This is a genomic window from Kribbella sp. NPDC056861 (assembly GCF_040687575.1).
GTDB lineage: Bacteria > Actinomycetota > Actinomycetes > Propionibacteriales > Kribbellaceae > Kribbella.
On record NZ_JBFBNQ010000001.1, the window covers coordinates 467,164 to 488,159 of the forward strand.

8 protein-coding genes are annotated in these 20,996 nt (G+C 68.9%); 5 read left to right on the top strand and 3 right to left on the bottom strand.

What is annotated here, in order from left to right; all coding sequences use genetic code 11:
* The first annotated feature begins 95 nt into the window (after positions 1-95).
* Together AB0P21_RS02100 and AB0P21_RS02105 are read left to right on the top strand one after the other, a co-directional pair.
* Positions 96-863 carry an ABC transporter ATP-binding protein gene (locus AB0P21_RS02100; RefSeq protein WP_363693088.1) on the top strand — a complete coding sequence of 256 codons (768 nt, stop codon included), beginning with the start codon at positions 96-98 and terminating at the stop codon, positions 861-863.
* Positions 863-2,839, top strand: a complete 1,977-nt coding sequence (locus tag AB0P21_RS02105; protein WP_363693089.1) for an FtsX-like permease family protein — start codon at positions 863-865, stop codon at positions 2,837-2,839. The genes AB0P21_RS02100 and AB0P21_RS02105 overlap by 1 nt, the downstream gene beginning before the upstream one ends.
* On the opposite strand, the gene AB0P21_RS02110 is transcribed toward AB0P21_RS02105, so the two are convergent.
* From AB0P21_RS02110 to AB0P21_RS02120, 3 genes are read right to left on the bottom strand one after another with little or no spacing between them, the layout of a single operon-like run.
* The gene (locus AB0P21_RS02110; RefSeq protein WP_363693091.1) at positions 2,830-3,363 is read right to left on the bottom strand and encodes a hypothetical protein; all 534 of its coding nucleotides are present in this window, start codon (positions 3,361-3,363) and stop codon (positions 2,830-2,832) included. The two genes, AB0P21_RS02105 and AB0P21_RS02110, sit on opposite strands and share 10 nt — an antisense overlap.
* Positions 3,360-9,080, bottom strand: coding sequence for an RHS repeat-associated core domain-containing protein (locus tag AB0P21_RS02115; protein WP_363693092.1), 5,721 nt, complete (start codon positions 9,078-9,080; stop codon positions 3,360-3,362). The genes AB0P21_RS02110 and AB0P21_RS02115 overlap by 4 nt, the downstream gene beginning before the upstream one ends.
* Positions 9,081-9,095: 15 nt before the next feature.
* Positions 9,096-15,806 carry a LamG-like jellyroll fold domain-containing protein gene (locus tag AB0P21_RS02120; RefSeq protein ID WP_363693094.1) on the bottom strand — a complete coding sequence of 2,237 codons (6,711 nt, stop codon included), beginning with the start codon at positions 15,804-15,806 and terminating at the stop codon, positions 9,096-9,098.
* A gap of 355 nt (positions 15,807-16,161) precedes the next feature.
* Between AB0P21_RS02120 and AB0P21_RS02125 the strand changes: the two genes are divergently transcribed.
* The 3 genes from AB0P21_RS02125 to AB0P21_RS02135 are packed head-to-tail and all read left to right on the top strand — an operon-like array spanning position 16,162 to position 20,980.
* Complete coding sequence (locus AB0P21_RS02125) at positions 16,162-18,612, top strand: DNA topoisomerase IV subunit A (RefSeq protein ID WP_363693096.1); 2,451 nt, start codon at positions 16,162-16,164, stop codon at positions 18,610-18,612.
* 5 nt (positions 18,613-18,617) lie between these two features.
* The gene (locus AB0P21_RS02130; protein WP_363693098.1) at positions 18,618-19,328 is read left to right on the top strand and encodes an LppX_LprAFG lipoprotein; all 711 of its coding nucleotides are present in this window, start codon (positions 18,618-18,620) and stop codon (positions 19,326-19,328) included.
* Complete coding sequence (locus AB0P21_RS02135; protein WP_363693100.1) at positions 19,325-20,980, top strand: MFS transporter; 1,656 nt, start codon at positions 19,325-19,327, stop codon at positions 20,978-20,980. The genes AB0P21_RS02130 and AB0P21_RS02135 overlap by 4 nt, the downstream gene beginning before the upstream one ends.
* Positions 20,981-20,996: the final 16 nt, after the last annotated feature.

Here is a 20,996-nt window from a genome sequence, read left to right on the forward strand (position 1 = left end):
GTCCGCGACCGGCCCCAGGTCGGTAGCGTGCGCGCTACTCCCACTCTCTCCCGCAGGCCAGGGTGCTGACGCGGCAAGACCGGTTGGCTGGAACCATGACCAGCACCGCGCCGACACGCGCCACCGTCGTACCGAGTGAACCGCCCGCCCTGCTGCTGGACGGGATCACCAAGACCTACCGCTCCAAGGCCGGCTCGGTCGAGGCGCTGCGTGGCGTCACCTACCAGTTCGTCCGCGGCTCCTTCACCGCCGTGATGGGCGCCTCGGGATCCGGCAAGTCCACGCTGCTGCAATGCGCGGCCGGCCTCGACCAGCCGACCTCCGGCCAGGTGATGCTCGGCGGAACCAGCCTGCGCGGGCTCAACGAGGTAGCGCTCACCAAGCTGCGCCGCGAGCAGATGGGCTTCGTCTTCCAGGCCTACAACCTGCTGCCGTCGCTCACGGTCTACGACAACGTCGCCCTGCCACTGCGGCTCACCGGCCGCAAGCCACGCCGCGAAGACGTGCACCGGGTCCTCGACCAGGTCGGTCTCGAAGGCAAAGCCCGGCGGCGCCCGGCCGAACTGTCCGGCGGCCAGCAGCAGCGGGTCGCGATCGCGCGGGCGCTGATCACCCAGCCGGCCGTCTTCTTCGCCGACGAGCCGACCGGCGCGCTGGACAGCAGCACCAGCCGGCAGATCCTCGGCTTGTTGCGCACGGCAACCGACCGGGCCGGCCAGACCGTCGTGATGGTCACCCACGACCCGGTCGCGGCGGCGTACGCGGAACGGGTGCTGTTCCTGTCCGACGGCCTGGTGGCCGGCTCGATCGACCGCGGCACGCCGGCGCAGATCGCCGCGGCCATGAGCGAACTGGAGCGCTGATGCTCTTCCTCAGCCGGCAGACCGTCCGCCGCCATCTGTCCCTGTACGCCGGTTCGTTCGTCGCGCTCGCCGTCGGCGTCTTCCTCCTCGGCCTGGCCGCCACCGCAACCGCAGCCACCATCGCCTATCACGGCCCGGGGATGGAATCCATCACGGTCAACCTGCCCAACGCCGACCCGCCGACCACCGCGAAGGTGCTCCTGTCGGGTGAGGACGCCGCCGGGTTCCAGGTCGTTCTGAGCATGGTCGGGGTCATCTGCGGCTTCATCACGGTGTTCGTCATCGCGAGCACCTTCGCTTTCGCCGTCGCGTCGCGGCGCCGGGAGGTCGGTCTGATCCGGCTGATCGGCGCGACCCCGAGGCAGGTCAAGCGGATGGTCCTCGGCGAGGCCCTGGTGGTCGCGCTCGCCGCGTCGATCACCGGCGCGGTCGTGGCCCAACTGGTCACTCCTGTGGTGCTGGCCAAGGCGTCGTACACCGAGTTGGCGCCGGTGAAGCTGGAGCCGGCCAGCCCTTGGGTACCGCTGGCGATCGCCGTCACCGTCGGGCTCCTCGTCGCGATGCTCGGCGCACGGTCGGCCGCTCGTCGGGCCGGCCGGATCGGCGCTGTGGACGCCTTGCGCGAGGCGGCCCTCGAGCCACCCCGCATCGGACCTGTCCGGGTGATCTTCGGCGTACTCGTCCTGGCCGGGGCCATCGTGCTCCTCGCCCTGATCCGCCCCGGCACGGGAGACGCGGTCGTCCCCTTGGCAATGTTCACGCCGATGCTGCTGGTCATCGCACTGACTCTGCTCGCACCCCTTGTCGTCCCGCTGATCGCCTATCTGCTGGCGGCGCCGTTGATCGCCTGGACCAAGGTGTCCGGACGGCTGGCCCGCAGCAACGTGGTCGCCGCACCCCGCCGGAGCGCCTCGCTCGCGGCGCCGATCCTGGCCATCTCGGCAATCGCCGGCTCGATGGTGCTCACCCTGAGTTTCGCTGCCGACGCCTCCACGGCGACGATCCGGGAGACTGTGCGCACCCCGATCGTGATCACCGCACCGCCGGATTCCCCGGCAGTCGGCGAGCGCATCCGGAGTACGCCGGGAGTCGCGCTCGCGGACGGCGCGATCCCGGTCCAGCTGATCCGCACCGATCTCGACAGCGCCGAGCTGGAGGAGGCGGAGGCGATCGACCCCGCTGTCGCCACCAGGACCCGCGCGATCGTCCCGATCTCCGGCGAGCTGACCGAGCTGACCGGCAAAGCGGTTGCCGTGAGCAATGAGTCGGACGGCCACAAGTACCGGGTCGGCGACAAGATCGGCGTCACCTTCCCTGACCGGAGTACGGACCAGCTCGAGGTGGTCGCGATCCTGAAACCCGCAGCCGAGGTCAATCCGCTGATGTTCGTGTCGCTCGACCTAGCTCGAGAGCACGCACCGACGGCCACGCCGCCCCGCTGGTTCGTCGAGCCCACGGACGGAGTCTCGGCCGCCGCGCTGACCAGAACGCTTGCGGAACGGCTGACGGGAACGGGCGCGGCCGTAGTACCGGCTGCCGAGTGGGAGCGGGCAGAGAGCGAGGGCGTGCGCCAAGGCAACCAACTCGGCCTGATCCTGCTGCTGGGCCCAGCCGCGCTGTACAGCGCCATCGCGATCGCCAACACCCTGCTGATGGGCAGCCTGCAACGCCGCCACGAGTTCGTCACCTCCCGCCTCCTCGGCGCCACCCCCGCCCAGATCCGCCGCATGGTCCTCTGGGAGTCGGCCCTCGTCGGCTCGGTGGCCCTGACTCTCGGCACAGCGATCACGGTGACGGTCGGGGTGCTGATCCGGCACGCGATGTCGGCAGGCCTCACCGACGTACCGGTCACCGTGCCGTGGGGCACGCTGCTGTCGATCGGTTCGGTCTGTCTGGCCTTGGCGGTCGGGGCGGCGCTACTGCCCACGGCAGTGATCCTGCGCCGCTCCCAACCGTCAGCCGCCGTTCAGTCCTGACCGAGGCGTTGCCTGGTCTCGCGGACCAGGTCCATCAGGTCCGGATCGAGCTGTTGCAGGACATCCGCGTGCCCTGCCTTCTCGAGCCGGCGGATCACCTCACCGTCGACAATCTCCCACCTGTAGTCGCCGTCCGCCTGATGGATCACCCGGCGCAGCACGGCGAGCGTCCTGCTCACGACCTCGTCCCGGCCATCGGCCAGGGCCGGCAACAGCACGTCGAAGCGGACCAGGTTCGCCACCTCCACGTAGAGCGGTCCGGTCAGGAACCGCCCGTACTCGGCCGCGTTGACCAACTCCTTGCCGGCCAACGCGGCCAGGGCCGCCCGAGATTCCGGGACCGTCATCCACATCAGGTCGGCGAGCTCGCTACCCAGGCTCCATGCCATCAGCCCACCCTCGACCTGAGCGCGCTGCTCAGCTGCCAATCGGTCGGGGTCGAGCGCAGACGCGATCAGGCTGCCCCGATGCACCTGCACCGGTCCGGCCGTGGTCTCCGGCTGGATCCTGTCGTCGGACGTCATCCGGTCATCTCCTCCTGGCTCCGCAGGTACGGCTCGGCCATTCCACCCGGCCCACACATCATCCCCACCGGGTCGCCGAAGGCGCACGTGACCCCGGCGATCTTGTCGCTGGTCGTGGCACCAGGCTCGGTGACGATCTTCGACAGGTCCACGACGGTAGGGATGTAGGACAGCGCGCCCATGCCCTGCATCAGTCCCCGCGTTGTCGCGCCCTGCACCTTCACCGGCCTCTCGGTGCCGTCGGGGGCTCTGGGATGCGGCTTGCGGTCCTCGAACTTCGCGTCGGTGACCAAGGCCATCGCGGGCAGATCCGCGGCGTTCTTGATGGCGCCTCGGAAGGTCGCCTCGCGGCCTGGATCTTCGCTGATCCGCCGGCTCACCGCACCGGTGACGTCTTCCTGGCTGAACGCGTCCCAGAGGTCCCTCGCCTCGTGGACCGCGATATCGACCTCCAGATCGGTCAGTGGCACTCCGCCCAGCTTTCCGTCCTTGACCGTCAGGCCCGCCCTGACCTTGCGGTTCTCGTCCAGCAACTCCACCAGGCCCCTGAAGTCGTTGGCCCCGGACGACCAGTGATTCGCCTTCGCGGTCTCCCGGCCGGTGGCCAGCTCGTTGCGGATCGCGTCGCTGGTCTTGCCGTTGCCCACCCACTTCTTCTCGTCGGTCACGTACTGGTGCGAGACGATGTCGTCGAGCGTCTTGTTCCGGATCCCACCCGGTTTCGGTGCAGGCTTCTTGGACTGCGGCATGTCCGGCATCTGGGCCGTGGTGAACGGTACGCCCGGCTTGCAGCTGCAGTTGCCCGGGCCGATGGAGACCTCGGTGCAGTTCTCGTCGGAGCAGTACTTCAGGCCCGTCGGGTCCGAGTTGGTGATCGGGCTGTTATTCGCGTAGGCGTAGCCCTGCAGCTGTTGCGGGTCGGTCGCGTCCATCACCGGGTCCACCGAGATGAACCGTCCGGTCTCCGGCTCGTACTCCCGGGCGCCGATATGGGTCAGCGCGGTGCTGGGATCCTTGGTGCCGCCGACGAAGCTCTTCTCGTCGTGCCAGTCGACTGTTTCGCCGCGCGGTGCGCCGAATGGGGTCTGGCGGCGCTTGGTGACCGCCTGGGTGTCGGCGTTGATGCTGACCTGTGCAGTGCCCTGGTGGTCGTCCGACAGCCAGGTCAGGCCATCCGCGGTGCGGGCGGCGATGGTCGCGCCGCGATGGGTGTAATAGCGGGTGGTCTTGATCGAGCCGGTGGCGCGGTCGAGTTTCAGGTCCTGGCCGGGCAGGGTCAGCTTGGTCGTGGCCGGGTCGCGCCGGATCAGGCGGTTGCCGCTGTTGTCGTAGCTGAAAGAGGTCTTGCGACCGGCCTTGTCGGTGACTTCGGCCAGGCGGCCCTCGGGGGTCCAGCTCAGCTTGTCGTCGCGAGCGCCTGCCTTGCGAGAGATGGTGTTGCCGGACGCGTCGTACGCATAGCTGTCCGTCCGGGTGCCAGTGGTGACCGAGGTCAGGGAGTGCGGGCGAGCCGCGTCGGCAGCGGGGTAGGTGTAGTTCCGGGTGGTGTCGCCGCCCGTGGCGTGCTGGATCTCGGTAAGGCGGTTGCCTGACTTGTCGTAGCCGAACGACTGCCAGTACGGCGCAGGGCCGCTCAGCCCGGCAGTGGTCGGATCAGCCGAGCAATCGGCTCCAGGGGTCCACGCCTCGGTCAGGCGCTGCAGGTAGTCGTACCGGAAGCACTGCACGTCTCCTGCCTGGCCCTGCGGAGTGTCCGAGACCGAGGTGAGGTTGCCGCTCGGGTCCCGGGTGTACCGGACGTCGGACTGCATCGGCCGAGTCACCTCGGCGTCGACGATCTTGCGGTTCAGCTGACGGGTGTGGTCGTCGTAGTAGTACGACAGCCACGCTCGCTGAGATCCCTCACCCAGGTGCACGCGCTGGACCTCGCCGTACCGCGTGTACTCCGTGTCGAGCGCGTACTCGATCGTCGAGCCCTCCGGACCGCCGTACGTCCGCAGTGCGCGCCCAGCATCGTCGTACGTGTGGTTGAGCGTCTCTGCCGGCAGGTCCCCGGCGGCCGGGTAGGTAGTGCTCAGCTGGCTCCCATCGACGTTGTACTTGTTTGTCGTCGAGTAGGTCCCGGCCAGTTCCCCTTCTTCCTCAGGGATCGTGAACTTGGTCTGCAAAGGCTGGTTCAGCGCGTTGTACGACGTGACGGCGCTCGTGTACGCCTTGCCGCCCTCGAACCGGGTCTCCGACGCAGGCAGGCCCTTGCCGAACGAGGCGGTGTCGTAGGTCCACTTGGCCAGCAGCGTGTCGCCGTTGCTGATCGACAGCTTGCGCCGCAGGACGTCGTAGCTGCTGGTCAGGGTCACACCGCGAGCGTCGGTCTCGGTGAGCAACTGTCCGGCCGCGTCATAGGTCTTGGTCGACACGCCTTTGTCCGGGTCGTCGGCCTTGATCAACCGGCCGGCGAGGTCGTACTCGAAACGCCAACGGCTGCCCGCCGCGTTCTGGACGGATGCGAGCTTGCCCCACCGCGTGTAGGTGTACTTCGTCGCGTCGTACGCCCCGGTCGGCGTCGCCGCCTTGTACTGCCGCAGCTCCGTCGTCTGCCCCTGCGCGTCCAGGACGGAGGTGGTGGGAGTGGCACCGGCCGGCGGCGTGACGTCGACCCGGTCACCGCCGTACCGCGTGCTGGTCCGCCGCTTCTCGACGGAACCGCCCTGGTAGATCTCCTCCACTGGCCGGCCCGCACCGTCGTACTGCGCCACCGACAGCCCTGGGATGTCCGCGTCGCTGCTCGCCCGCCAGAGCTGGTCGTCGACCGCCGCATCGTTGAAGTACGGCTGCGTGGTCTTGTACACCCGGCCCTGAGAGTCGTACCGCGTGTCGGTGATCAGGCGTCCACCGCCAGGGGCCGGGGACTGGACCTGTCGTTCCCGCAGCAGTCCGTCGTACAACTGGTTCGAGGTGGTGTGGACCCCGTTCGGGCCGAGCCTGCTGCTGCTGATCACCGAAGGGCCGCTGTTGCGGATCGTGTAGGTGATCTGCTCGCTGCCGGTCGGGTTGCTGCTCCGCGGCCGGTTCGGCAACCACACCTCCACCGCCCGACCCAGTGCGTCGTACGCCGTCTCCGCCTTCCGCTGGTTCGGGTCGGTGCTCGTCAGCGCCACGCCCCACGCGGGGTCGAACGTGTTCGTCATTGTGTGACCGGCGACGTTCTTGGACAGCGTCTGGGTCGTCGGGCCGCCGGTCGCCGGCGTATAGACGATCGACGAGGTCGCTCCGAGCACGTCGGTCCTGGTCAGAACCCGGCCGTACACGTCGTAGGTACGCACCTCCTCGGTCCGGTAGACCGGGCCCGGATAGCTGGCAGGCTTCTCCGTCTTGGTCGAGTTGCCTGCTGCGTCATAGCTGAGCAGGACATCCGAAAGCGCATCGGCCGGGTACGTCACCGAGGCACCGCAGGCGACCCCCACTGCCTCGATCCGAGAGGGCTGATTCAGGATCCACTTGTCGGTGTTCCGGGTATAAGTCGTAGTGGTGCAACTGTCGTCATCGGTACGGCCGACGTCGCCCAGTTCGTTCTGCTCGATCGGCAGGCCGCGGTCGTCGTACTTGGTACTGACCTTCGTCTTGAGCCAGCCGCGGCCATTGTCGAGAGCCGTGTAGCCGACCGTGCTGCCCTGGTTGACGATGTACGCCTTGAAGTCGCCGCGGGTCGCCGTCGGGCCTTGCCAGACCGGCTCGGTGATCGACTTGCTGACCACGGTGTCGCTGTCGCCCAGGTAGGTGATGGTCTCCAGCGGTGAGCTGTTCAGCCAGTCGTGGTCGGGGTGGCTGACGCCCTCGGAGTCCGTGACGTTGACTGTGCGTTTGCCGGTGGGCAGGTGGTCGTCGTGCATACCCCGGTAGAACCGCTGCTCCGACATCGTGACCGGGCCCGACGGGTCGTTGGGTACGCCGCTGCGGATGCGGACCCGGCCGTAGCCGCGGAAGTCGTTCCAGGTCTTCTTGTCGGCTGGGGTGAACTCCGAGTCGTCGTAGTGCCAGGCGGCGCCGTCGAGGTACTCGTAGCTGGTCTGCTGCTGCGGGTTGGCGCTGATCCGGTCGGACTGCACCACCGAGGCGACGACGTACTTGTTGAAGTAGTCGGTGCGTTCGGCGAAGTTCTTCTTGGTCCAGCGGACCGGGAAGCAGCGCTTGGTGTTGGTCTCGGCATTGGTGGGCGCCGACAGGCAGTCCGGTGCCGCGTAGTTCACCGAGGTCACTCCGCCGGCCTCGGACACGATGCCGGTGAGCCGGTAGCGGATCAGCGGGGACAGGTTGTCGGCGCCCTGGTGGACCCGGTTGGCGAGCTTCGAGCCCTCGAAGGTGACCGGGTCCAGGGTGATCGGGCTGGTGCCCGCGAGACCGGTGTGGGTGATCGACTTCAGCCAGAGCGCGGCCTTCTCGCCGTCACCGGGGTCGGGGAACTGGTGGTCGAGGGTCCAGCGGTCCACCTCGGCGAAGCCGGCGGCACGTCGTACGCTCGTGGTGACCGAGGCGAGCCGCTTGGTGGTCCAGAAGGTCGGGACGTGGTGGTCCTTGCAGTTCGCCGCGCACTGTTCGTCCAGCGGGACGTCGGGGAAGTTGTCCTTCTTGTCCAGCGTGCAGGTGCTGCCCGGGACGCAGCGGTCGGCCACCGTGAAATCGACCCGGCCGGTCGCCGGTGCGTCGACCGCGTCGTTCAGGCCGTACTCGACCGAGGACAGGTAGCCGCCACGGGTGTAGGACACGGCGGTGTCCTTGAGGTTCTGCCCGTAGGTGCTCGTCTCCGGCACGTAGTTGTAGATCATCACGTTGCCGAGCCGGTCGACGACCTTGTCGAGCTGCCAGCGCCAGGCCTGGGTGCACGACGACGCCTCGAAGGTGGCGCCGTGGCAGGGCTCACCGGTGTCGTCGCCGTACACCGGTACCGTCCAGGTGGACTTCGACTCCTTCCGCGAGCCGAAGTAGTACTGCGTGCCGCCGACGTCGGTGATCCGCCAGTACTCCTTGTCGGCGTCCCCGTTGTCCGCGCCGTTGAGCCGCTCCACCCGGGAGCCGTCGTCCTGTTTGGTCCGCCAACCGTTCGCCCCGAGGATCAGCTGGCCGCCGCTCCCGCCGTAGGCGGCTGTCGCGTTGTCGGAGCGCCAGCAGAGGTCGGGGGTGTTCTGGCCCTTGGTACTGCCTTCCTTGTCGTCGGCGCAGCCGGAGTACGAGCGCTCGATGAACCCCGGTTCCAGTGACCAGCCGTCACCGGCCCAGGAGGCCTGGTTGTTGGTGGCACTGGTCCGGCCATCGACCGTCGAGCTGGAGTAGGACAACGCGAGGCTCGGCTTGAGTCCACCCGGCGCGGGCGGCACCCGCAGCGGGTACGACCACCTGAAGTCGCCGGACTGGGCCGAGACCGACCAGGTTGCCGACTGTGACAAGGAACTGGCCGAGGAGGTTCCCGACCCTTCCTTCGGGGCAGCGGACTGCTCCTGGTCACCGTGCAGAGCTTGGCTGCTGGCCTGGTCCTGCGGCCGTGCCGACATCGTCTGCTTGGTCGACGGCACGGAGGCCGTGCCGGGTAGCGGGACCGTCGGACCACTGGCGGCGGCCGCGACAGTCGGTGTGGCGACCGTGGTGGTCAGGGTCGCCGTCAGCACCAGCGCGGCCAGTACGGCCGCGGGTTTGCGGGCAGGACGAACTAGAGATCTACGCATCGGAATCCTCGGCACTCAGGCGAACGTCGGGGTGACAGCGGGCAGGGCAGTGAGGGTGTAGCCGAGCGTGCGCTCCACCGGCTGGCCCTCACAGGTGGGCGAGAGCGAGATGAAGCGCTGCCCGTTGAAGTTGCAGCGGACGACCGGCGTACTGGTCAGACCGTCCGGAGCCTGGCTCCAGACGTTGCCGATGGCACCGAGTGCCGACTTGCCCTCGCAGTCGGACTGGTTCGACAGGAAGTTGTCGACGCCGTCCCGGCAGGAGTAGAGCGGCTGGGTACCAGCGACGCCGCTCGCCTTGGTCAGCCATCCCTGCGGGCCCTCGTACCGGTATCCGGCCGATGGGTTGTCCGCTGTGGTCGTGTGATCGATCGCGGTCGGGCTGTAGTAGCGGGCCATTCGCGCGTAGGCCAGCGCGTACCCGGCCAGTTCCAGCTTGGTACCGCCCTCGCAGGCCACATCGAGCGAGTCGAAGGCATTGGCACCCTGCTTGCACCGGTACACCGGCTGCACCGCCACATTGGTCGGCCGGACCGAATAGACCAGGCCGCCCTCGATCAGTGCGGTGGTGTTCTCACCCGCCGGGACCGGCGCTCCCAGCGACCGCTCGTAGCGGTAGCCGGGCCGAACACTGGCAGAGGTGATCGCTGTGTACCGCTCCCCCGTCGCGTCGTTCACGAAGCGGCCCAGCTGCCCATCGGCCGGCCGCGGGTAACCGGCCCGCTGAGCGAGCTCAGTGTCCGGGACCATCCCGAGATCCGCTCGGACCTCGTCCAGCTGACCCGTGAAGAAGTCGCCGGCGACACCGTTGACCTTGGCACGGCCGATGCTGAACGAACCAGCCTTGTCGGCCAGGACCACGTCGTTCAAGGTCCCAGCCAGTGCACCGTTCACGTACAGCCGCAACTGGTGCGCCGCGTAGTCGTGGACTCCGGCGACGTGCGTCCACCTGCCGGCCACGGCGGGCTGGTTCGCCACCGCGTACCGCGACTTCGCGCCGTCCTCGTCACGGTCCGGTGCGCCGAACACCCACTTGCCCAGGGCCGGCCGGTACTGCAGGACGAAGGTACTCAGCTGGTCCCCGTCCTGGGCCGCGATGGTCGCGATCTTGTCCGTACGGTCCAGCTTGGCCCAGCCGGACACTGTGAAGCTGTCCTGCGGCTGCGCGCCCCACCACTGGGAGGTGATCGCGGAGGAACCGTCCAGCTGCAGGGCCTTACCGGCGATCGGGCTGGCCGGGTACGACACCACGCCGCTTACGGTGCTGGCGTTGTTTCGCGAGGTCCAGTCACGTGCGGTGTCGTCGTCGAAGCGCCAGAACCCCGTCGCCGGGTAGCCGACGTCGTCGTGCACCTTGCGCATCTCGCCGTCCGACAAGGCCCGGGTGAAGATCCGCACATCGTCGACGCCGCGCGGGAAGAAGTCGGCCGCGCCGCCGTTCCACTTGCTCCGGCCGATGGTGGTCGGCCCGGTGGCGGTCGGCAGCGTCACGCCGGTCTGGGCGGCCGACAGCACACCGTTCACGTACAGCCTGAGTGGTTTCGACTCCTCCAGCGCGTTGTACACCACGCCGAGATGGACCCACTGCCCCACGGCGGCCTTCTGCGCGGACGTGAGCACGAGGTTGTTCTCCGGGTTGTCCCTATCCGCGGACGGGACCACCACCGCCCATTTGCCCGATGCGCCGTTGAACTGCAGGAGGAAGCCGCTGGCCCGGTTGCCGTCCTGCGCGAGGACCGTCCGGCTTCCCTGGTCGGTTCGGGTCAGGTAGGCCCAGGCGCCGGCCGAGAAGCTGGCAAGCGTGTCGACCACCGGAGCGGCCGTTTCGGCGTACCCGCTGGTGCCGTCGAACCACGCGCCCGTCCCCTGCCGTCCGGAGATCCAGCCGCTGCCGCCCTTCAGCGTGGCGGTTCGGCCATGACCGGAGGAGTCAGCACCCGCCGTGCCCTGGTTCTCGTCGAACTTCCACTGTGCGGCCGCGTCGGTCGGCAGCACCGGAGTGCCGCCGCCCTTCTTCGGGTACGACGCGACCAGGCTCTCGATCCGGGACTTGTCGAGGGCACCGGCGTACACCCGGACGTCGTCGATCGCGCCGGGCCAGTACTCGGCAGCAGCGTTGGCCACCCGGCCCCGCCCGAGTTGCAGCCCACCAGAGGCAGCCCAGGCCGCCTGGAGTGTGCCGTCGCCCTGACGGGTCGCGTTCACGTACAGCCAGAGACGGCGCGCCGGGGCGTCGTACACGCCGACCAGGTGCACCCACTGGTCCACATCCGAATCCGTTGCCGAGACAGAGGCCTTGGTGACCGTACCGTCGGCCTCTGGCATCTCGAACGTCCAGGCGCCGAACTGGTTGTTGTCGGTGTCCCGGACGTGACCTAGCCGGAACTTGCTGGTGGCACCGCCGTCGAGACTGACAGCCGTCGTGTGGCAGACCTGATCCGCTCCTGGCTCACACAGCTCTCGCAGCTTGACCCAGGACGACACCGTGAAGCTCTTGGCGGTGTCGACGTCGACAGCGGCCGTACTGACCGCGTCGCTCGTGCCGTTGAAGTTCAGCGCGTTGCCAAGTCGGCCCGGCACTCGCGTCGGGCCGGCCAACGTGCCCGTCCGGGCGCCAACCGCGTCCGAGGCGGTCGGGCCGCTCGGTTCGTCCAACCGCCAGTTGTGCGCCAGGGTGAGGTCGCGACCGGCCATCGTCGCGATCTCGTCGGCGAACAGCACCCGGTTGTAGACGGAGACGTCGTCGATCGCTCCGGTGAACGGGTCGACCCCGGCGCCGTTCGACCAGGTCGCCCGGCCGACCCGCATGGTCGGCTCGCTCTGCGTTCCGGTGTGCCGATAGTTCTGGGTGCCTGCGACCACGCCGTTCACGTACAGGGACAGCAGACCGGCCGAGGCGTCGTACACGGCGGCCAGGTGGGTCCAGACGCCGGGCTGCGGCGCAGGACCGGCGGCCCGGGTCTCCACGCAGGTCATCGCGGCGTCGCAACTGCGCATCACCACGGCCCAGCGGTTGTCGAACGACGCGTGCAGATTGAAGACACTCAGCCCGCCGGCGTCCTGGGAGACCACAGAGGCCCGGCCGGTGGCCGTGTCGAGCTTGGCCCACGCGGCCACCGAGAAGCTGTTCCGCAGGTCCGGGACCGGACTCGGAGCCGACAGGTGGGCGCCGTTGCCGATCAGCTTGAGGCCGAGGTCGGAGTCTGCCGGAACGTTGCTCTGGCCGCCGGTCCACGCCGGTGTGCCGACCAGGGTGCCGGTGAGCGCCGGCGTCCGGCCGGAGCTGTCGCCCGGGTTGCCGTCCAGCTTCCAGTTGGCCACCGTGACGTTGCTTCTAGCAACGATACCGGCGAGCTCGGCCTCGGACAGTTCCCGGTTGTAGGCGCGGACGTCGTCGACCAGGCCCTTCCAGGGGTTGGCCTGGCTGCCTTCGTACCGGCCTCGGCCGATGGTCAGCGGTCCGGACGCGTTGAACCCGTTGTTCTGTGCCGTCGTACCGGCGAGCTTGCCGTTCACGTAGAGCCGCAACTGATGTGCGGGCGCGTCGTACACGGCGGCGAGGTGGGTCCAGGTGTTCAGCGACGCGGCCACGTCGGAACGGATCACGGCGTCCGTCGGTCGCGGAGCAACCTTGTCCTGCGACGGCATGTAGGCCTCCCACTTGCCGCCGTCGGCAGCGCGGTGGCCGAGGTACAGGGCGCTGTTCACCTCGCCGTCCACCGACAGCGCAGTGCGGGTGTTCCCGTCCGACGGCAGCTCGGCCAGGTTGACCCAAGCGGCCGCGGTGAAGCTCTGGTCGGTTCGGAGTACCGGACCGCCCGAGGCGAAGTCCAGTGGGTCACTGCCGGGCAGCCGCAGCGCACCGCCGAGCGCGCCACCCGTGGTGCCGGTGAACGCCGCCTTGCCGGACAGCACCAGGTCAGGGCTGCCGTCGACGTCGTTGCGAGCAGTCTTGCCGCTGAGTTCGTCGAACTTCCAGTGCGCGGTCCGGACGTTGTCGCGACCGACCGAGGCTCGTACTTCGGCGTCGCTGAGCACCCGGTCGAAGACCTGTACCTCGTCGATCGCGCCGAGCCACGGGCTGCCGACGACGCCGTTCCACTTCTCCCGGCCGATCGTGAGGGGCCCGGCCGCGTTCCAGGTGGTGAAGTTGGCGGCGAGCTGCGTGTCGCCCACCTTGACGCCGTTGTGGTAGAGCCGAAGGTGGCTGGCCGGCTTGTCGTAGACGCCGGTCACCTGCGTCCACACGCCACGCTGCAGGGCAGGCCCCTGGGCAGCGGCGGTCGCCGCGTTGTCCGTGTCCGAGGCGGCCAGCATGAAGGTGGTCTTCTTCGTGTCACCTCGGTAGTTCAGGTAGAAGCCACTCGCCCGATCGCCCTGCTGGGAGGCGATCGCCATCCCCCTGGCGTCCGTGGCCGACTCGGGCTTCACCCAGGCCGAGACGCTGAAGCTGTTGTCGGTCCGCGCGGCACTCGGAGCGGTGAAGTAGTCGTTGACCCCGTCGAGCTGCAGCGCGTTGCCGACCGCACCCGGCCCGTACTTCGGCTTGCCCTGCAGCGTGCCGTCCCTGTCGCCGAGGAAGGCCTCGTCCAGGGTGTTGCCGTTGAGCGGGTAGCTGGTCAGCGCGCCGTTGCCGGCCCGGACGTAGATGTGGACGGTCTTGGTCTCGCTCCGGTTGCCGGCCCGGTCGACCGACTGCACGAACACGTCCTGCGGCCCGTCGACGGTCGGGACGAACTCGAAGGTCGCCGAGCCGCCGAGACTGTTCGCCTCCGCCCGCCTGGTCGGCGGGTTCACGGTGTCCCACAGATAGTGGTCGACGTCCTTCGTGCCGTCGTCCGGCAGCGCCTTCTCGGTTCGCTCGACCGTGAAGGTGCCCGGTACGCCGACGCCGCCGTGCCACTGGTTGTCCTCGCGGTACAACGAGCCGCTCACCTTCGGCATCGAGCTGGGCGGTGTCCTGTCGACCAGGAACGGGCCCTGTCCGTGCACCCACGGGCCGGCGTCGAGCCGGTTGCCGTTGTTCTCGTCGGTGTCCCAGGCCCGTACGAACCACTCCATCTCGGCACCGTCCGTCAGGGTGACGGTGGTGTCGTGCCGCGCCCCGGACGCCTGGAACCCGCCGTACCGGTTCTCGACGACGCCGTTGGTGTAGATGTCCCACTGCGGCTGGACCGCGTTGTTGTCGGGATCCGACAAGGTCGCCTTCAGGCTGATGGTGTTGCCGCTGAAGTAGGTCTTGCCCTCACACCACTTGCACGGCGCCGGCAGCACCGGATCGGTGGCCGGGTCCTGCGGGGTGCCCGGGGCAGTGTTGTAGCGGACCCGCAGCTTGGTCGCCGCCGGGTCGTACTTGCGCCAGTAGCTGCTGTCGGACTCGCTGCCCGCCACCAGGTAGTACGTCGAGGCGCCGTAGATCCCGACCGCGCTCGCCGGGATCGGGAAGTGGACCTCTTTCCAGCCGCCACAGCCACCGGTCGAGTTCGCCCGCGGGACGTCGACGCCGGACAGGTGCGGGCCTTGCGGCATGTTGTTCCACGTCGTACCGCTGCCCACCGCGGAGCTGCCGTACAGGTTGTGCCGGCTGTCGGTGCAGTTGCCGCTGTGGACGACCGCGGAGTCGAGCGTGGCGCCCATGATCCGCTTGCCCTGCAGGAATCCCCAGGCTCCGGTGTCGAACTGGAAGTAGGACCGGGCCACGCCGATGCCGTTGCATCCGGAGAAGTTGCACAGGCCGACCTGGGCGACGTCGCTGCCGCCGGGGCTGGTGTTCGGGTACGCCGTACCGCCGTTGCCCGACACCACCGAGGTCCAGTAGGTCTTGTCGTAGGTCCGCCAGTCCGGGTCGATCGTCACCGGGTAGACGGTCTTCGGGCCGCGCAGCAGGGCCAGATCCGGGACCAGGGTCAGCGACCCGGCAGCCAGCTTGACGCCTGCGACAGCCCGGCCGGCGCCCGCGTCCCACATCGCCGACGGCGGAGCGGTGAAGGCGATCGCGCCCTTCGCGTCGCGCGCCTCCAGGCCGCCGTTGGCCGTGCTGGTGATCGCCAGGTTCTTCGTGGTCAGTCCGAGCCGGATCTGGTCCAGCGCGGGGTTCTTCGCCGCTGCCGCGGTCTTCACCACGAGGTGCTGGGTGTAGCCGGTCGCGGTGGCCTTCAGGATCAGGTCGATGCCGGGCAGGACCTCCGCGTACGTCGCGGTGTCACCGCTCACCTTCGGCGTCGGCAGTGCACCCGGCCAGGTCAGCGCGAGCCGCTTGCCGTCCTTGCCGTAACTCACCATCGGGAGCTCCGAGCCGCCGCCGCTGAACGCGAGCTCGACAGTCGCCGACTTCGGCACCAGCGCGCCGTCGGCCCGGCGTGCCAGGCCGGTCTCGACCGGCGTCCAGGTGTCACCCTTCTTCGCGCGAACCGGGACCGAGCTGATCTCGAGGTTCAGCTCGCCGTTCGGCTGGGCGACGACCGTGCGCGTCTCGGAGCGCAGTGCCGCCACCTCGACCGGTGTGCCCTGCCGGGTGGCGGCCGCGCGGGCCTGCGCCTCGCTCGGCGCGACCTCGATCTTCGGTGGCTTCGCCGTGGCCGACGGCTTCGGTACCGACTTCGGTGACGGCTTCGGCGACAGTCCGGCCGGCGGCTTGGCCGCTGGTTGACCGGCACCGGTGGCGGTGACCGCCGGCAGCGTGATCGCCACCAGCGTCAGCGCCGTCGAGCCGATCAGGGTCCTCACCCATCGGCTTGTGGCACACCTCGAACGCATCCGCATCCTCCCCAGTGAATGTGGGCAGCGCACAGCACTCCCCCAGCTCCCCACGACATCGCCGGGCGGACGATGTCGGCGGGGAGAAGTAGACCAATCAAACTGGTCTAGCGCACCTCGGCTTCGACCGGCGCTGAAATGGTTGACAAGACCGCGAAGCTGTGGTTCGCGCGGAGTACCGGCCTGGTGGCGCCGCGCGCCGAGGGATCGAATCGGGCCGATACCCGGGTCGGTGCTGGGTTCAGGCACCCTGTCCAGTGACAATGGGCCCCAGCCGCCACGCAGCTCGACGGAGTTGCTGTCACCGAGGAGCACGCAGAACCGCATGGCACGCCGTACCAGCAGCACCGCCGAACCCGAGGACTACGAGGAGCACATCCTCGATGTCGACGTCTCCGACGAGATGCGCAGCAGCTTTCTGGAGTACGCCTACTCGGTGATCTACTCCCGGGCCCTGCCGGACGCCCGGGACGGCCTGAAGCCCGTCCAGCGCCGGATCCTGTTCTCGATGGCGGAGAACAACATCCGGCCGGACCGCGGTCACGTGAAGAGCGCCCGCGTCGTCGGTGAGGTGATGGGTAAGTACCACCCGCACGGTGACGGCGCGATCTACGACGCCCTGGTCCGGACCGCCCAGCCGTGGTCGATGCGGCTGCCGCTGATCGACGGGCACGGAAACTTCGGCTCGCTCGACGACGGGCCCGCCGCGATGCGGTACACGGAGTGCCGGATGGCCCCGTCGGCGGTCGCGATGACGAACGGCCTGGACGAGGACGTCGTCGACTACAAGCCGAACTACGACGGCCGGGAGGAAGAGCCGTCGGTGCTGCCGGCCGCCTTCCCGAACCTGCTGGTCAACGGCGCGGCCGGGATCGCGGTCGGAATGGCGACCAACATGGCGCCGCACAACCTGGTCGAGGTGATCCAGGCGCTGCGGCACCTGATCAAGACCCCGGGCGCGGACGTCGACGACCTGATGCGCTTCATCCCCGGCCCGGACCTGCCGACCGGCGGCAAGATCGTCGGCCTGGAAGGGATCAAGGACGCCTACCTGGCCGGCCGCGGCAGCTTCAAGATGCGGGCCACCGCGCGGATCGAGAACGTCACCCCGCGGCGCAAGGGCATCGTGGTCACCGAGCTGCCCTACACGGTCGGCCCGGAGAAGGTGATCGAGAAGATCAAGACGCTGGTCCAGGCCAAGAAGCTGCAGGGCATCGCGGACGTCAAGGACCTGACCGACCGCGCGCACGGCACCCAGCTGGTGATCGAGGTGAAGAACGGCTTCGTCCCCGAGGCGCTGCTCGAGCAGCTCTACAAGATGACGCCGCTGGAGGACTCGTTCTCCATCAACGCGGTCTGCCTGGTCGACGGCCAGCCGCGCACCCTCGGCCTGAAGGAACTGCTCGAGGTCTACCTCAAGCACCGCTACGACGTCACCCGGCGGCGGACCGAGTTCCGCAAGAAGAAGGCCGCCGACCGGCTGCACATCGTCGACGGCCTGCTGATCGCGATCCTGGACATCGACGAGGTGATCCAGATCATCCGGTCCAGCGACGACGCCGCCGCGGCCCGGACCCGGTTGATGGACATCTACGACCTGACCGAGGTGCAGACCAACTACATCCTGGACATGCCGCTGCGCCGGCTGACCAAGTTCTCCAAGCTGGAGCTGGACACCGAGAAGGCCGCGCTCGAGGCCGAGATCGCCAAGCTGTCCGCGATCCTGAACGACGAGGCGCTGCTGAAGAAGACCGTCTCCGAGGAGCTCGCCGACGTCGCCAAGACCTACGGCAGCCCACGCCGTACGGTGCTGCTGGAGTCGTCCGGCGCGACCAAGACCGCGGCCGTGCCGCTCGAGGTCACCGACGACCCGTGCTGGGTGCTGCTCAGCTCGACCGGCCTGCTGGCGCGGACCAACAACGTCGAGCCGTTCGGCACCGGCGAGGACCGGGCCAAGCACGACGCGATCGTCTCCGCGATCAAGAGCACCGCGCGGGGTCACTACGGCCTCATCACCAGCGCGGGCCGGCTGATCCGGCTGGAGTCGCTCGACCTCCCCGCAGTACCGGCCACCGCCAGCGCGCCCAACCTGCAAGGCGGCGCACCGGTGGCGGAGTTCGTCTCGCTCGAGCCGGGCGAGAAGGTGCTGGCGCTCACCACGATGGATCCCGACTCCGTCGGCGTCGCCCTCGGTACTGCGACCGGCGTGGTCAAGCGGGTCACCCCCGACCATCTGAGCAACCGCGACTCGTGGGAGATCATCCGGCTCAACGACGGCGACGAGGTGGTCGGCGCGGTCGAGCTGACCACGGGCGAGGAAGAGCTCGTCTTCGTCTCCAGCGACGCCCAGCTCCTGCACTACAGCGCCTCCGCGGTCCGTCCGCAGGGCCGTACTGCGGGCGGCATGGCCGGCATTCGGTTGTCGGCCGGAGCCAAGGTCACGTACTTCGGCGCGGTCGAGCCGGGCAGGGAATCGCAGCTAGTCACCATCTCCGGCTCGTTCTCGGCCCTGCCGGGCACCGAGGTCGGCCAGGTCAAGGTAACGCCGTTCAGCGAGTACCCCGCCAAGGGCCGCGCCACCGGCGGTGTCCGCTGCCACCGGCTGCTCAAGGGCGAGGACGGGCTGATGCTCGCCTTCGTCGGAGCGGCTCCGATCAAGGCCAGCGCCAACAGTGGCGCCCCGGTCGAGCTCCCCCCGCTGGACCCCCGTCGCGATGGTTCCGGCGTACCGGTGGCTCAGCCGATCGCGGCCTGTGCCGCAGACCTGGCAGGCTGAATTCCATGAAGAGACTCGTCGCGTTCGGCGCGGCCCTCGTGCTGTCGGTGTCATTGGCCGGCTGCAGCGACAAGAAGGACGACGGCGGCGGCGGTGCCAAGGCCGACGATCCGGTCGCGTTGCTGACCGAGGTCAAGAAGACGATCGACGAGGCTGCCAGCGTGCACCTGGTGATCACCGGGCGGGACCTGCCGGACAGCGGCCAGGTGCTCGCCAGTGGTGACGGCGTCGCGACCCACGCCCCGGCGTTCAAGGGCAAGCTGACGGTCCGTGCGGCCGGCTCGCCGATCGACGCCGAGGTGGTCGCGGTCGGCAGCAAGGTCTACGCGAAGCTGCCGTTCACGCCGAAGTTCATCGAGCTGCCGCCGTCGCAGCTGGCCGGTCTGGGCGCACCCGACCCGGCCGTCCTGCTCGACCCGGACAAGGGCCTGACGGCGGTGCTGCCGACACTGAAGGACCCGAAGATCAAGGGTGAGACGCGGGACGGCGCGAAGGTGCTGACCGAGATCACCGGCGCGGTCGACGGCAAGACGCTGCAGGGCATCTTCCCGAAGGCGCCGTCGGGTCAGGACTTCCCGAGCACCTTCAAGATCGACAAGGACACCAAGCAACTGGTGTCGGCCACCATCACCGGCCCGTACTACGACGGCGCCACCAGCAGCTACGACGTCACCCTCGACAAGTACGGCGAAACGGTGGAGATCACCAAGCCGTGAGCGCCAGCCCGAGGGCGCGGCTGACGCTCGCGTCGGTCGCGGTCGCCTTCGCGGCGGCCGACACCTACGTCGTCGTCCTGGCGCTGCCCGACATGATGTCCGGGGTCGGCCTGTCTGCGGACCAACTGCAGCGGGCCGCCCCGATCGTCTCGGGCTTCCTGCTCGGCTACATCGCGGTACTCCCCCTGATCGGCCGGATCGCCGACGTGGTCGGCCGTACGCCGGTCCTGGTCGGCGCGCTGATCCTGTTCGCAGTCGGCTCTCTCATCACGGCCGGCGCGTACGACCTCTCGCTGGTGGTCATCGGGCGGTTCCTGCAAGGTGTCGGCGGGGGTGGTCTGGTCCCGGCGACACTTGCCCTCGTGGCCGACCTCTGGCCGGCTGACAGACGTGGGCTGCCACTAGGGATTGTCGGGGCAGTCCAAGAGCTCGGCTCGGTCCTCGGCCCATTGCTGGGCGCAGCCGTGCTGGCGATTGCCGACTGGCGCTACATCTTCTGGCTGAACCTCACTGTCGCCGTCATCCTCGCTCTGCTTCTCCGCGGCCTGCAGAGACCGCCACTGTCCGCCGCAGTCGGGTTACTGGCCTGCATAGCGCTCGGCCTCACCCTGACCGCACCAGAGCGGCTAGCCAGCGGCATCACCCTCGGCCTGCCGTTCGTACCCTTCAGCGGTGACTCCCGGCTGCTTACGCCCATCGGTGTCGCCGCACTCGTGCTGCTGGTCCTATGGCTGGGGCTCATCCTCTTCAAGGCCCGCGGAACTCTCGCTGGGCTGGTCAAGCAGGTGGACCTGCTCGGCGCGCTGCTGCTCGCCCTGGCGTTGGCAGGCGTAGTACTGGCGTTCGCTACGGCTGACCCCGAGAAGGAGGTGATGGCACCAGCCGGCCCTTGGCTACTGGTCGGTGCTGCTGTCTTCGCTGTCGCCTTCGCCGTCTGGCAACGCCGTACTGCGCAAGCGATCATCCCGCCCGGCCTGCTGGGCGCCAAAGCGGCATGGGGATCCCTGCTGGTCAGCTTCCTCGTCGGAGCCGCGCTGATCGCCGCACTGGTCGACGTCCCCGTCTTCGCCCGTACTACGCAGAGCGGCGGCCAGCTCGCCGCCGCCCTCGTCCTGCTGCGCTTCCTGATCGCGCTACCGATCGGCGCCGTCGTCGGAGGCTGGCTGACTCGCCGCTACGGCCTCGGGCTCATCACCGGTGCCGGGCTGGGCCTGGCCGGCGCGATGTTCGTCCTGATGGCCTTCTGGGACAAGGACGCGCTCAAGCACGCACCTGCCACCATCACCCTCCTCGTTTGCGGCTTCGGGTTCGGGCTCGCGCTGTCGCCGGTCAACACCGCGATCCTGGCCGCTACCCGGCCGGACAGCCACGGCCTCGTCAGCGCGCTCGTCGTGGTCGCCCGGATGGTCGGCATGCTGGTCGGCGTCTCCGCACTGACGGCCATCGGACTGCGCCGGTACTACACGCTCGTCGCGGACATCAAGTCGCCGAATGAGCTGTGCCCGGGCAACGCGGCATCCTGTCGGCCGTTCATCGATGCGCTCCGCGACGCGGGCATTTCACAAGTGCACACGATCTTCGCCGGAGCGGCGATCTGCGCCTTCGCGGCCGCCGTTCTGGCAGTTCTGCTACTCGGTCGGCGGGTTAAGTAAGGCTTACCTTTACACC